Source organism: Paenibacillus sp. FSL R7-0272, from assembly GCF_037969905.1.
Lineage (GTDB): Bacteria > Bacillota > Bacilli > Paenibacillales > Paenibacillaceae > Paenibacillus > Paenibacillus polysaccharolyticus.
The window spans coordinates 4,702,072-4,716,510 of record NZ_CP150221.1 but is presented as its reverse complement, the minus strand read 5'-3'; the positions used below and the strand labels follow the sequence as shown (position 1 = coordinate 4,716,510).

General features: G+C 44.3%; 14 protein-coding genes. 10 read left to right on the top strand and 4 right to left on the bottom strand.

From position 1 onward, the window contains the following. Positions 1 to 12: 12 nt before the first annotated feature. From MKY23_RS20885 to MKY23_RS20875, 3 genes are all read right to left on the bottom strand, one after another. Entirely contained in the window at positions 13 to 792 is a 780-nt protein-coding gene (locus MKY23_RS20885; protein ID WP_154983291.1) for a hypothetical protein, read from the bottom strand. 103 nt (positions 793 to 895) lie between these two features. Further along, positions 896 to 1,657 (bottom strand): LuxR C-terminal-related transcriptional regulator, encoded by a 762-nt coding sequence (locus MKY23_RS20880; protein ID WP_339831933.1) that lies wholly within the window; start codon positions 1,655 to 1,657, stop codon positions 896 to 898. Positions 1,658 to 1,686: 29 nt separating this feature from the next. Further along, on the bottom strand, positions 1,687 to 2,751 hold the full coding sequence (locus MKY23_RS20875) for a suppressor of fused domain protein (protein ID WP_339831931.1): 1,065 nt from the start codon (positions 2,749 to 2,751) through the stop codon (positions 1,687 to 1,689). A 147-nt stretch (positions 2,752 to 2,898) separates the two neighbouring features. On the opposite strand from MKY23_RS20875, the gene MKY23_RS20870 reads away from it, so the two are divergent. The 6 genes from MKY23_RS20870 to MKY23_RS20845 all read left to right on the top strand — a co-directional run bounded on the left by MKY23_RS20870 (position 2,899) and on the right by MKY23_RS20845 (position 11,651). Beyond that, entirely contained in the window at positions 2,899 to 3,192 is a 294-nt protein-coding gene (locus tag MKY23_RS20870) for an antitoxin Xre/MbcA/ParS toxin-binding domain-containing protein (RefSeq protein ID WP_339831929.1), read from the top strand. 355 nt (positions 3,193 to 3,547) lie between these two features. After that, on the top strand, positions 3,548 to 5,005 hold the full coding sequence (locus MKY23_RS20865; protein WP_090915671.1) for a 6-phospho-beta-glucosidase: 1,458 nt from the start codon (positions 3,548 to 3,550) through the stop codon (positions 5,003 to 5,005). 179 nt (positions 5,006 to 5,184) lie between these two features. Further along, the gene (locus MKY23_RS20860) at positions 5,185 to 6,864 is read left to right on the top strand and encodes an S-layer homology domain-containing protein (RefSeq protein ID WP_154983287.1); all 1,680 of its coding nucleotides are present in this window, start codon (positions 5,185 to 5,187) and stop codon (positions 6,862 to 6,864) included. Between the two features lie 248 nt (positions 6,865 to 7,112). Continuing rightward, positions 7,113 to 8,543, top strand: a complete 1,431-nt coding sequence (locus MKY23_RS20855) for a glycoside hydrolase family 1 protein (protein WP_090915169.1) — start codon at positions 7,113 to 7,115, stop codon at positions 8,541 to 8,543. 224 nt (positions 8,544 to 8,767) lie between these two features. Next, positions 8,768 to 9,619, top strand: coding sequence for a PRD domain-containing protein (locus MKY23_RS20850; protein ID WP_090915167.1), 852 nt, complete (start codon positions 8,768 to 8,770; stop codon positions 9,617 to 9,619). Between the two features lie 127 nt (positions 9,620 to 9,746). After that, positions 9,747 to 11,651 carry a beta-glucoside-specific PTS transporter subunit IIABC gene (locus MKY23_RS20845; protein WP_339831924.1) on the top strand — a complete coding sequence of 635 codons (1,905 nt, stop codon included), beginning with the start codon at positions 9,747 to 9,749 and terminating at the stop codon, positions 11,649 to 11,651. Positions 11,652 to 11,801: 150 nt separating this feature from the next. On the opposite strand, the gene MKY23_RS20840 is transcribed toward MKY23_RS20845, so the two are convergent. Next, positions 11,802 to 12,179 (bottom strand): PilZ domain-containing protein, encoded by a 378-nt coding sequence (locus tag MKY23_RS20840; RefSeq protein ID WP_090915162.1) that lies wholly within the window; start codon positions 12,177 to 12,179, stop codon positions 11,802 to 11,804. A gap of 153 nt (positions 12,180 to 12,332) precedes the next feature. Here MKY23_RS20840 and MKY23_RS20835 point away from each other — a divergent pair, with 153 nt between their 5' ends. From MKY23_RS20835 to MKY23_RS20820, 4 genes are all read left to right on the top strand, one after another. Then, positions 12,333 to 12,794, top strand: a complete 462-nt coding sequence (locus MKY23_RS20835) for a DUF6386 family protein (RefSeq protein WP_154957884.1) — start codon at positions 12,333 to 12,335, stop codon at positions 12,792 to 12,794. 68 nt (positions 12,795 to 12,862) lie between these two features. After that, positions 12,863 to 13,555 (top strand): hypothetical protein, encoded by a 693-nt coding sequence (locus MKY23_RS20830; protein ID WP_154957883.1) that lies wholly within the window; start codon positions 12,863 to 12,865, stop codon positions 13,553 to 13,555. Between the two features lie 26 nt (positions 13,556 to 13,581). After that, entirely contained in the window at positions 13,582 to 13,914 is a 333-nt protein-coding gene (locus MKY23_RS20825; RefSeq protein ID WP_154957882.1) for a hypothetical protein, read from the top strand. Positions 13,915 to 13,951: 37 nt separating this feature from the next. Continuing rightward, positions 13,952 to 14,356 carry a hypothetical protein gene (locus MKY23_RS20820; protein WP_154957881.1) on the top strand — a complete coding sequence of 135 codons (405 nt, stop codon included), beginning with the start codon at positions 13,952 to 13,954 and terminating at the stop codon, positions 14,354 to 14,356. Positions 14,357 to 14,439: the final 83 nt, after the last annotated feature.

The window sequence follows — 14,439 nt, the reverse complement described above, 5'->3', positions numbered from 1 at the left end:
GGGGTTTTGGTTTTATTTGAATTGAACGGACTTCTTAATATTGTCGATCTCGGCTTTGGTTTGATCATCGAGATATGTGAAGATGAAGTTGAACGCATAACCTTCAATAATCGTGCTGTAGTATTCCTGAGTGATTTTGCTTCCGTCCCCTGCATCCGTCGTGATCTGCATTAGGTCCATTTCTTTGCCACCGATGGTTTCTTTTGTGAAGTCCTTGTATTCATAAGGGAAGTTGCTGTCTTCCATGAACTTCTTGGTAGCTTTCAGATAGTCCTCTCCTGTACGAATGCCTTGCAGCAAGCTAACCTTCTCGGCAATGGCCATTGCAGAAGGGCCGATCTGGCCGCCATCAAGCGGATATTGGGATGCCATGAGCAGGTTCAATGTCTTGGTTTGAGATAGTTCCATCTGTTTTTTCTTCTTTTCATCGTCACCGGCAATGGCTTCAGAGGAAGCACTCGTCAGTTGGTTCATGCCCTCGGCATCCTGATATTCCCATGCTTCAGGGAATTTCAGGGATACGCCAAAATAGTCATTAGTGTAAGAACCCTTTTGCGTTGTCCCCAGTTCTACTTTGGATGAGTTGTCAGATTCTTTGTTATCTTCGCTGGACGCTCCTGATTTGTCGGTATCGTCTGTTTTGGCTGTGCCGGCATCTGCGCCTGTAGTTGTTTTGGTTGCGGCAGGATCGTTTGATTTCGCATTGTTATCTGCTTTGTCTCCGCAAGCAGCGACTACGATCATCATCATGATGAGCATAGCGAATAAAGATGTTTTTTTCGTAATAGACATAATACCCTCCTGAGATGTGTGAGTTATTCTCTCTTTGTTGTGCTTACTAAAATTGTAGCACATGTGTTCTCTGTTTCCACCTATAGGAAACTATAGGGGTCTCCTATAAATAAGACAATTGACTCGCCATTGAAACAGCTTCTGTGCTGGATTGAACGCCTAACTTGTTAAAAATGACTTTTTTATGATAATTGACCGTACATTCCTTGATCTTAAGTTGCAATGCAATCGCCTTCACAGTCCATCCGCGGGATATCATCTCTAGAATCGTTAGTTGCCGCTCTGTGAATTCGACTTGGAGCTGTTTCTCCTGATGTGCCATGCTTTGGCTCTGGTAACGGTTCTGCATATTTGCCGGGATCAACTTGGCTATGGCCATGAGTTCACGCTGCATATCCGCGTTTATTGTAGACACATCGAGATAACCGAAATGCTGTGACCCCATGTATAGAGGAACGGCATAACAGTGCCAGCTTTGAAAAAATGGACTTTCATGCTGCTCTGGTAGCAAAAATACGGGCGCATTATCCTCCATCGTTCTGGAGATGGCATTAACGCCACAGCTCTGGGCTGAAAAACTCAGTCCCGGTCGAATAGGAGATTGCTTTACGTGCGGTTCCAAATTAGAGCTGTAATCCATGGACAGCAGCACGCCGTTAACATCTGTTAGCAGGAACAGATAAGTACCTGTCAAATTCTCTTTGATATCCAAAATACTGCGGCGGAACGCTTGAATTAGAAAATGATTGATTTTGCATAGTCGGTCTATTCCGCTTTGAGCTAAATAGTGAAAGGAAGCAGGAGTTCCAGTATGAACTCCCGTACCGTATTCCAATGGGCTTGAGACCGATGTATGAGCAGACATGTCATTCCTCCTTGATGCAATTGCGTTGATTAGCCGATCGTTTTGATCACATTCCCTTCCTGATCTTTAATCTGCGTGGGCACAATCTCAATAAGGAGCTTGTCCAGTGAAGGGACCTGAAAGGAGCTGGCTTGTGGACGAAGTTGCTCTACAATTTCGTTCAGTGCTTGCTGATTCACAGTCAATCTGACCTCTCGCTCCGTTTCCATCAGAGAGGGAAGATCCCCAGCTTCAAAGACAATGTTGATATCCGGCCCGATCAGGGACAACGTTGCTTTTTTGGCGATTCGGCTCCTCAGGATGCTGCCCAGAAGAGTTGCCTGTTGGGCACCTAGCTGAAGCTTGGCAGGGATGTTTTTCTGTAACAGTTTTTTGCGTGGTGACTCCCAGCTCAATTGTTGGATGAACAAAAAGGCGGTGCTTGATCCGTCTTCCTCAATGCCACGCTCCGTAGCTTGGATAACCGAAGGGATATCTGCGTAGGAATTCCTCATCAGATCCGTTACACATTTAGGCATGTAGCTTTCACAGGCAGCCAGGAAACCGTGGGTATTCCAGCTCTGAATCATCTCCAGTTCACGGCAGGTCATACCGACCATTTGGATAAATTGAACAGAACCATTCGGTGTATTCAGTTCAGGTAAATCTGGATCTTCTATGAATGCAAGTGCAGTCAAGAGTGTATCGGAGTTCAGGCAGATCGGGCCGTTGGCATCCAGATAATCTCCGGGCTGAAACAGGTTACCGCTGTTGAAGACATATCGCCCCATATTTTGGAGTAGATTGAGTGCCCAGGCCGGCGGTTCTGATTCATTTTCACAGCGTGTAAGGCGAAAAGTAAGTTCAAAACCATATCCACTTCTCGATGCATCATCGCCCTCTTTGCCGTAGAGCTCCGAGAAACCATAAGTTACAAAATGCCAATGAGGCATCGGTGTATCTACCGCATAGGCACTTATTCCGTCCAGTGGGTCGGGTCCGCCAAGCATATATGGAATGGCTGTGCCATAATGTTTAGGTTCCTGTTCTCCGTACAATTGCTGTATAGCGTGGTCGATGGCGTCCCAGCCCGATGTGTTTTCTTCTTCGGTCATGATGTGTTCCTCCTTGATTGTTCTCTCCCTGAAAATCATTTAAAATTAAGTCTACTAGTTATAACAGCGACTACAAGCGGCTTAAGGATGAATTCTCTGAGATAGGACCAGGGGGTTACATATCTTAATGAGAAGGAGAAATGTTACATGAGTATGCAAGATATGTATTTGTCCGCATTTAAACAGGAGCATTGGGATACCTTCGTTGAACTATTTGATGAATGGTACGCTACATTACCCACTGAATGGAAAGTAGAGGCAAGAGTAAAAGGAATTCCAGAAGATATAAGCCGGGTACTTTTATGTGAAATGAAAGATTCCGCATTGAAATGGATAGATAAAAAGGTTCCAGCTCTGGGGGACCAAAGTCCTGCAAGTTATTTGGAAACGGAGGAAGGAACCAATGCCCTACGGGCAGCAATTTTGCGAATGCCACGTTAGAAATAGTTTTAGAAATGATGTCAGAAATGATGTTAGAAATAAGATAAAAATTATTATAAATACGTTGTTAGGTGATCTTATTGTGGCCGAAGGTCGCATAGTTTTGGTGAATTTGATTTTACAAAATAAATATGTTACGCTTACATCACAAGAGCAAAACAACAGAATACGTTATAACATCTTTTGATGGATTGTAACTGTGCAGACAGGCAAAACCTAAACTGATGGTGAAATGAAAGCCCCTTTTTTTGGTGCTATTTTACCCTGAGTTTAGGTTTTTCTTGTTTTCTGCTCTGTTTTGGAGTTGCTCTTACGTATGGAAAACCAAAAATTATTTCGAAAAGAGGTTGTTATGATGACCACGGCAAAAAAAGGATTCCCTGAAAACTTCCTGTGGGGCGGCGCTACAGCTGCGAACCAACTGGAAGGCGCATTCGATAAGGACGGAAAAGGTCTCTCCACAGCGGACATGATCGCTCATGTGCCAAAAGAAAAGCGCACGGGTGGACATGCCATGGAAATTTCCTCTTCCCGAATCGAAGAGATTCTTGCTGGCAAAATTGAAGAACGTTTCCCGAAACGTTTCGGTATTGATTTCTACCACCGTTTTAGAGAAGATATCGCACTATTCGCAGAAATGGGCTTCAAAGTATTCCGTTTGTCCATTCACTGGGCACGTATTTTCCCGAACGGTTATGACCAAGAGCCAAATGAAGCAGGTTTGAAATTCTATGATGAAGTATTTGATGAATTGCATAAATACGGCATTGAACCGCTCGTAACACTGTCTCACTATGAGACTCCGCTTGGTTTGACGCAAAAATACAATGGCTGGGCAAGCCGTGAAGTGATCGGACATTATGTTCGTTACGCTGAAACGGTATTCAACCGTTATAAAAACAAAGTGAAATACTGGCTGACATTTAACGAGATCAATGTGATGGTGTTCAGTCCGTACACTGGCGGCGGTATTCTAATTGATAAAGTGGACAATAAGCTGCAAACAACGTATCAAGCATTGCATCATCAATTTGTAGCAAGTGCTATGGTGACGAAGCTTGCACATGAGATTATCCCTGGCTCCCAAGTGGGCTGTATGCTTGCACGTATGGAAACTTATCCAGCGACTTGTAATCCGGTAGATGTTCAACTGGCTCAGCATGAGAATCAGCTTAACCTCTTCTTCACGGACATGCACGCTCGTGGTAAATACCCGAACTACATGGCGCGTTATTTTGATGAGAATAACATTGTCATTCAAAAAGAAGCAGGCGATGATGAGATTTTGCTGAACAACACGGTAGATTTCATCTCCTTCAGTTATTACATGTCTGTGACCAAGTCGGCTTCTGCGGATGCGGCTGAGACAGCAGGTAACCTGACAGGCGGCGTGAAAAACCCTTATCTGGAAGCATCAGACTGGGGCTGGGAGATCGACCCGATCGGTCTGCGCGTAACGTTGAACAACTTCTGGGATCGTTATCAAAAGCCACTCTTTATCGTAGAGAATGGTCTGGGTGCGTATGACAAAGTGGAAGAGGATGGATCTATCCATGACTCGTACCGCGTCGACTACCTCAAAAAGCACATCGAACAGATGAAAGAGGCCATCAAAGATGGCGTTGAGCTGATTGGTTTTACGGCATGGGGCCCGATTGACCTCGTGAGTATGTCGACATCCGAGATGTCCAAACGTTATGGCTTTATCTACGTGGATCTCGATGATGAAGGTAACGGAACACTTGCACGCTCCAAAAAAGATTCATTTGATTGGTACAAAAATGTGATTGCCAGCAATGGTGAGCAACTGTAAACACCTGAAACAAAGATCTGATATTCAGCGATGACATTCTTAGGATTGTTACCGCACAGGGGCGGGCAAAACCTGACTTAAAAGTGTGATATGAGCTTTCGCTTCATACAACCCTTTTGGTTGGCGCTTGTCCGCTTTTTACTTTGCAATCAAACATCACATGAGCTGGAGGGGTTCTTTTGAAGAAGTGGAACAAAGGCATCAAACACGTTTCCTGTATGTTAGCACTAACGCTGAGTCTAAATGTGATCTGGCCTGGGACAACAGGTGCAGCAAGCGCACAAGTGACGCAAATTCAGGCGAATACGTTTGTTGGTGATCCGGGTGAGATGGTCGAATCTTTCGACATTACGGTTTCAGACGTGGAAAAATACAAAAATCTGAAGGCATCGGACTTTGATATTACAGGGAATTATGACGGTTATCCGTTAAATGCTGCAGGAGAAATTGTGCAAGACAACTATGAAGATGATGGCATTACGTTATCCATGAAGGATCATACGATCCACATGACCGTGAAACCTTTCAAATATCCTGGAGGCCTGAAATCCGAGTTTGCGGTAACCAGCAAAACGTATCCAGAACTTTCTTTTGATAAAAAAAGTGTTACTCAGGTGAAAACACGTACCGTGGATGAGTTTGAAAAAGCACAATTCACAGCTAGCAATGGTGTAACGCTATCTTATAACCTGAAACGCAGTCCTTCCAAGGAAGCGAAGCCGCTTATGGTATGGCTTCACGGCGGTGGTGAAGTTGGAACGGACGGACGCAATCATTTAACCGCTAATCGCGGTGCAGTAGTCTGGACGGAATCAGGGTATGATACTTCTGTACTGGCGGTGCAATATCCTGAGAATTACAGCTTCAAAATTTACAACAATGCAGAGCAACTACCAATAATGAAGGCATATTTTGAAGCTCAGGTTGAGTTGATTCAAAAGCTTGTTACCGAAGGTGAAGTAGACCCTGACCGGATCTATCTGTCTGGTGTATCCAGTGGCGGTGGAGGTGCATTCCGCTTCCTGATGCAGTATCCTGACCTGTTTGCTGGAGCAATTATCGTTGCTGCCAAAGATACCGTTGCGGACTATACGGGTTCCGTTGATGCATTCAAGCAAGAACTGAAAGGCATTGTGGATGTGCCGATGTGGATTATGCACGCTCAAAATGATCCAACAACAGATAGTCGTACTAGTTCACTTGCTTATCAGGCATTGACGGAAATGGGTGCTAAACAGGTGCATTTAACTTTATACGATGATGCATACATGAATAGTCACAGATTCTATGGAGGTTTGAAACATTGGTCATGGGTACCTGCTTTCAACAATAAAGAGGTTATCGCGAGTCTGTTCAAACTTCATAAAGGTACAGCTGGAGAGCAGACCGGAGGTTCATCAGAGCATGATGTACAACCTACGGAACCTGTAACTCGTGCGCAAATCGCAGTCGTTTTAGCTGATGCTCTAAAACTTCCAGCAGCAACTGAGGATTATCCTTATATGGACAGCGCTCCGGACTGGGCTACTCAAGCCATTACGAAGGTGACTAAGGCGGGACTGATGAAAGGCATTGGCAATCAAATGTTTGCTCCAGAGAGCGAAGTAACACGAGCGCAGATGGCAGTTATTGTAGACCAGATCCTGACTAATAAGGATTGGAAGCCTGCTACAGATTCAGTGGAGCTGATGTTTGGCGATGTCGACAGTAAGCATTGGGCATATGCGGCGATTCAGAATAGTGCTCGTGCTGGTGTAATGACGGGTGTGAGCAAAGGCAAGTTTGATATGAAGCAAATCGTAACAGGTGCACAGCTTAAGCAAATCATGCAGCGACTTGAGCAAGTGGGCACAAAATAAAGTTTGGAACGGATATAAAATAAATTTTATATAAGTTGAACTATTTATTTACACTTGAACGGAGAGGACAGAAAAAACCTGGAAAAGCGGAGCGGTCGCCTTTATCACCGGATTTTCCCCTTTGGAAAAGGGAATCGAAAAAATCTGGGGGTAACAGCGATTAGAAGGTTATTCTGTCATCGGAGTGGATTGTGTAAAATCTTTAGTTCAATTTATATAGACATTCAATGTTGAGAGGATGAACGCAAATGACTACACCATTTCCGAAGGATTTTCTGTGGGGCGGCGCGGTAGCGGCCAACCAGCTTGAGGGAGCTTATAATGCGGATGGCAAAGGTCTGTCTGTACAGGACGTTATGCCGCATGGTATTACAACTCCAAGAACCGAAGGCCCTACCGAAGATAACTTGAAATTGATCGGTATTGATTTCTACAATCGCTACAAAGAGGATGTCAAACTGTTTGCTGAGATGGGCTTTAAGGTGTTCCGTACATCCATTGCGTGGTCTCGCATTTTTCCAAAAGGGGACGAACTGGAGCCGAACGAGAAAGGTCTGCAATTCTATGATGACCTGTTCGATGAGTGTCACAAATATGGCATTGAACCGCTCGTAACGATCTCTCACTACGAGACGCCGCTACATTTGTCTAAAACCTATGATGGATGGGTTAACCGTAAAATGATCGAGTTTTACGAACGTTATGTCACTGTGCTGTTTAACCGTTTCAAAGGCAAAGTGAAATACTGGTTGACGTTTAATGAGATCAACTCCATTCTGGAAGAACCATTCATGAGTGGTGGTATCTATACACCGAAATCCGAATTGTCCAAGCAGGATCTGTACCAAGCGATCCATCATGAATTGGTAGCCAGTGCGCTTGCTGTCAAACTGGGCCATGAGATTATGCCGGAAGCGAAAATCGGGTGCATGGTGCTGAGCATGCCGACATATCCGCTCACACCGAATCCAGACGACGTTGTTGCAGCGATGCACGCAGAGCAACGTAATGATATTTTCGCCGATATCCATGCACGTGGTTATTATCCGAAATACATTAATCGTTATTTCAAAGCGAATAACATCAACATTAAGTTCGAAGACGGGGATGCGGAAATTCTTAAGCACACCGTAGATTTCATCTCCTTCAGCTATTATGTAAGTATCTGTGAGACCGGTGATCCGGAGAAACGTAAAGAGGGCAAAGGAAACCTGTTTGCAGGAGTTCAGAACCCTTACTTGAAAGCAAGCGAATGGGGATGGCAGATTGATCCTCAGGGCTTGCGTGTAACCCTCAATAAATACTGGGACCGTTATCAGAAACCATTGTTTATTGTCGAAAATGGTTTGGGTGCCGTCGATGAATTGATTACGGATGAGAACGGCAATAAAACAGTCCATGATGACTACCGCATTCAATACTTGAATGATCATCTGGTGCAAGTTGGAGAAGCGCTTGAAGATGGTGTCGAAGTCATGGGATACACGTCATGGGGCTGCATTGACTTGGTAAGTGCATCTACAGCAGAGATGAAGAAACGTTATGGTTTCATTTATGTAGACCGTAATAATGATGGTTCTGGTACACTGGACCGTTATAAGAAAAAATCGTTCCACTGGTACAAAGAAGTTATTAGTACAAATGGCGCAAGTCTTGTTGATAATAATGCAAAAGCATAATTCCAAAGTCATTGTTGTATGAGTGCCTTTTATGTCGCATTAACGCACATTAACCGCTTTCAGAAAAACGTTGTCACATGCGATTTAATATGGTAAGATAGGCCCAAGGCTAAAGAATACTGGATTGTTACTGTTCAATCAGGCAAAACCAGAGGCAGGCATACTTCATGACCTGTTTTGGTTTTGCCTTTTACTACTTTGACGGTGCAAGGTGATGTGAAGAAATGAAAATTGAGAAGGTGCTCAACAACAATGTAGTCACTGTAATTGATCCGGGAGGTAACGAACTGGTCGTTATGGGGCGTGGAATTGCCTTCAAAAAGCATACTGGTGAATTCATCGACGAGAGTCTCGTCGAAAAAATATTTTCGCTCGAAAGTAAAGAAGTATCTCAGAAATTGAAGACGCTTCTGTCTGATATTCCGGTGGAATATGTGGAATGCTCGGATGAGATTATTCGTTACGCTGAGACGGTACTGGGTGAGAAGCTTCATGAAAGCATCTACATTTCACTGACGGATCATATTCATTTTGCTATTGACCGACATCGTCAAGGATTGCAGATCCGCAATGCATTATTTTGGGAAATCAAGCGTATGTACCGGAAGGAATATGCGATCGGTCTCAAGGCATTGCAGATTATTGAAGAAACGCTAGGTGTTCTTCTTCCCGAGGACGAATGTGCATTCATCGCGATGCATCTGGTTAACGCCCAGATGAATGGTGAGATGAGAGAAACGATCAGCATTACGAATATCGTGAAGGATATTCTCAACATCGTTCGGCGCAGTTTCGTGATCGAGCTCGACGAAGATTCACTAAGTTATTACCGATTCCTGACCCATTTGAAGTTCTTCGCTCAACGGGTACTGCAAGGTACAGCGATTGAAGACAAGGAAGAGGATAATCCGCTTCATGATCTGGTGAGTAAACAATATCCGGAAGCACATGCTTGTGCAGTCAAGATTAACGATTATACACGTAAAATCTATAATCGGGTCTTGTCGAAGGAAGAAGTGTTGTATCTCACGATCCACATCGAACGTATTGTCCGAAATGAACAAACAATCGAATAATTTGGGATTGTTACTGCAAAAAAGGCAAAACCTAAACGTTGAAACATGATAAGCTGTTATGCTTTGTCATGGATCGGTGTTTAGGTTTTTTTTAAACCTTCAATACACATAAAAGGAGCAAAACACAATGGATAAACAACAATTGTCCAAAGATATTCTGAAGCTTGTTGGTGGCGAAGAAAACGTGGATCAAGTGACCCACTGTATGACAAGACTCAGATTTAACTTGAATGACAACAAAAAAGCTGACAAAGAAACATTAAAGAACACACCTGGAGTTATGGGTGTTATGGAGAATGGCGGACAGTTCCAGGTCATCATCGGTAACGATGTACCGAAGGTATACAACGCGCTGGTAGGCAACATGTCCAAAGGTGCAAATGCCGGATCTTCTACGGCTTCTACAGGCCCGAAACAAAAGAGAAATCCAATAAGTGCCCTGTTTGACTTCATCTCAGGCGTATTTACTCCAATCCTCCCGGCGATTACCGGCGCAGGTATGATCAAAGGGATCGTGGCGATCCTTGTAGCGTTTGGCTGGCTGTCCGATAAGAGTTCAACTTATGTTATCTTATCTGCGATTGGTGACGGTGCTTTCTACTTCTTGCCAATCATTCTTGCCATCAGTGCTGCTAAGAAATTGGGAAGTAATATGTATATCGGTGCAGCGCTTGCAGCCGGAATTATGCATCCAACCATAACAGCTTTGCTGGCAGAAGGAAACTCATCGTTCGCGGGGATTAAAGTCGTCGCAGCAACCTATTCTTCAACGGTTATTCCGATTGTTATTGCGATCTGGATTGCTTCTTACTTGGAAAAAGCGGTTGACCGCATTACCCATTCATCAGTAAAACTCATCGTCGTACCAACGGTTACCTTGCTGATCATGGTTCCACTTACATTGATTGCGATTGGACCACTGGGTTCCATTATCGGTAATGGTATGTCTGGCGGTATTGCTTGGTTGTTCGATAATGCGTCTATCCTCGCAAGTATTCTGATTGGTGGTACAATGTCACTGCTAATTATTACAGGAATGCACTATGCGTTGCTACCGATCGTTGTTGGTTCCATGACAACATTAGGTTATGACTTTATTATTCCTTTGATGCTTGCAGCGAACTGGGCTCAAGCGGGTGGAGCGATTGGTGTAGGACTCCGTTCCAAAAATGGACAAACGAAATCTATGGCTTATTCCACAGGTCTGACAGCATTTATGGGGATTACTGAACCAGCGATGTATGGTGTTAATATGAGATACAAAAAACCGTTTATTGCTGCGCTCATCGGTGGGGCAATTGGCGGTGGCTTTATGGGTATTGTCAAGGTAAAAGCATTTGTACTAACAGGTCTTGTAGGTTTGCCAGGACTTGCAGCATTTATCAGTCCGTCCATCAGTACATTGATTTATGGTATACTGGGCGGTGTCATTGCGATTGTCTCTGCAGCATTGATTACGTACATCTTGGGATTCCAGGAAAATAATGCTCCGCAAGCAGCTGCAACTTCAGCTTCTACAGAAACTGTAACGTCAGCAACAACGACTGCTCCAGCAGTAACGGAAGAAACACAAGCACAAGATGAGCAAGTATTTAGCCCGATCACGGGTGAAGTGAAACCGCTTAGTGAAGTTCCTGACCCTGCGTTTTCTGAAGAAATTATGGGTAAAGGTTTTGCAATTCAACCGACAGAAGGCCGCGTTGTTTCTCCAATCAACGGAACGGTATTCTCATTATCGAAGAGCGGACATGCCATTGGTCTCGTAAGTGATACAGGTGCGGAAATGCTGATTCACATCGGGATTGATACGGTGAAGTTGAAAGGCCAGTTCTTCTCTCCTAAAGTTCAGGCAGGCACCAAGGTTTCTGTGGGTGATGTCTTGATGGAATTCGACCGGGAAGAGATTGAAAAAGCGGGTTATACAACGATTACACCGGTAATCATAACCAATATGCATCAATATGCTTCTATTGAGTCTGCTGGTCGTATAACCGTTAAGGAACAAGAACTGTTGTTCACGGCAAAAGCATAATTCAATATAACAAAAGCAGTTGCTTCCTGGAATATATCCAGAGAAGCAACTGCTTTTTTCATTTTAATTATGCAGATTTCTCTATGTACATTGTAGAGAGGCCTGTGCAATCTGAATCAGTTTTATTTTAAAGGAAACATAGTTAGATGGTTATTTGACGATAATTTTACCTTGTCCTGCGAGCATGCGCATTTCCCGGGACAGGCGATCCTGATCTTCAACTGCGATTTCAAGTTGCACACCGTAACGCCATACCATGTTATATTCCATCCCCCAGCGAAGTGTGCCCTCTATATATAATAAGTCTTCAAACAGCTTCAAGTTGATGCCGATGCGAATATCGTTATCTTCTACAGGGAGGGACAGTGGAAAAGCAAGCTGACAGCCCGAACGACTGATATCACGTAATTCGGCCTGAATAGGCTTGGAAGGACCGTCCATGCCATTAATGCTCAGGATATAGATTTCGAAGTGCATAGGTTCTTTCAGAGTATAACGAAAAGGTTCTTTCCTATTATTAATTGGCATAGATTCCTCCATCAAGTTCAAAAAAATTCCGTTATGGATATATCGTCAGTTGTTAACCAGAAATGAAGAGTAACGTTACAGAGATGGTTCGGGAGTTCGATTTTATGTGTGGGGCTGGCTTGTTATAATAAAAAAATGAAGGAGAGGATGAACATGCAAGGAACATTTCAGATGGATACGGATACAGCCACATTATGTTGTTATGATCTGGCGTCATTAGAGCATCGTCTCCAGGATACACCTGACTGGTGGTCGATCCCGGATGATGAACTGGAGGAGGTCAACGCAGGTCATTGTCTGTTCCTGAATCTGGGTGAGGACGGAACGTATGAAGTGCACTGGAATGTGCAAGAAACGATTTTGGAAAACGGGAGTGAAGCGGAGCCGAGACAGGTATATTATTTTCAGGTTCCTTCGGGCACAGTTTACTTAGGGGCAGCAGATGATGTCAGTGGCGGTGAACTGGAGCCGGATGAATTATCCCAAGGGGTTTTCTTACAACTAAAGTCTGGAAACTATGCTTGCACTGTGTTTAAAAGGGAATATCAGATATCGGTTACGATCCAACCTAGTGACCAAGGGAAGAACAAGGTACAGGATTTGATCCGACTATAGCATGGTCTTGCATGGATTAATTTAATTACACTACATACTTATATAAGTCATTTTTAGGAGAGATGGATATGCATCATTGGAGCGGGACACCGATCATGAATGCTTCTATTTTGCACCAGCGGATAAGAGCGCTTGCGGCACTTGATATCATTCTGTCAGAGGAGGAATGGCTCCGTGTCCATCGTTATCACCATAACATTCTTCAGCCAGATAGTGCATGGGGCAGTGTAGATAACGGGGCAGGGGACCATCTGCATGCTCTGTTTACGAATACGGGCACGTTACTCAAAGGGTTTGATCATGAATCCCCGCTTAGTCCGCATAACCGAGAGGATGATGCAACTTATCCGGGAATGTACGATGAGGTACCGGAGGAGTTCATACGTCTGTTAGATCAACACGAGGAAACGCTGGCTCGAGAGGATGTGACCTTCTGTATTTGGCAGGAAGGGCACAGTCCTGAGTGGAAAGTAGGCAGTTGGATTGGACTTGCTATGGCTCAGGAGGACGAATCGGATGCTGAGGGTGGGGTAGCATTTCTGCTTGGTTATATCGAGGAAACACCGGAATCATACATCGATTGGGCAAAAGATTACTACGATATACAGGATATGTCTTTGACTGCTGTGACTGAAATATATAACGATGCACCGATTAGTGCTGACCTGATCCGAGAATTGAATCCAAAGCGTGATGTGTTCGTTGCAATGGATGAACTACAGCAATCTGGATACGCAGTGCAGCGAAGTGAAGCCCGGTAAACGATGTTTGAGGGAGGAATCACGTTATGGGTTGGGAGTATGGGATCAGAACGAAGGAGCAGGAGCACGGCAGGTTGACTGAGATCTTGACGCGACTGGCGGCTTCGCTGACACATAACAGGATGTACAGCGTAGAACAACATATGGATGGTTTTGTTCTTTTGCGTGACGATGCATCCTGGCCCAAAGCTTTGGAAGTATGGCTGGAGGAAGCGAACAATTTGGATGAAGTAGCGGAGGGTGAAAAATACATCTACTGCCTGTTCCACATCTGGGGGGAGGAAGGACAAACCTGGAAGGAGCAGATGGAGGGTGTGACGAATCAGTATCCAGAAGTATTTGAATGGTTCGAATTGTGAGTGCCTGAAGTGGTGTTCCGGGAAAGGAGTGAATGTTGTGCAAAGACAAGCCAAAAGTAAAATTCCGGTGCTCCTTTATCAGTATGAAGGCCCGGAGAGGAACATAGGGTTTACCTTATCTCCCCTATACCTGAACGAAGATGTACGCGAGATAAGACAAGAGGATAGACTGTTTATCTATGATGAGGATTTCAAGCATATTCGTCCGGCAATCCATCGTGTTTTCCCTTTAACGGACCCGCAAAGTGGAGAAGAGCTGCAGGCGTTTGATCCCTGTTGGGATAATCCGATGGTGAAAGAGGTATGGCCGGGCATTTTAGCTGAGTTGGATCAGGTGGAAGTTGTTGAACCGGAACTGCGGGTGTTCCTGGATTCGTTGACAACCTGGATTCGGAACGTGCTGGCTTCAGCTGACGGGATTGAAGTTACGGGTAATCTGTAAGTAGATGTAATTCGATTACGAGTGCAGGAATAGCAGCTCCTATCTATGGATGGGGAGCTTTTTTTCGTATGGAAAATAATGAA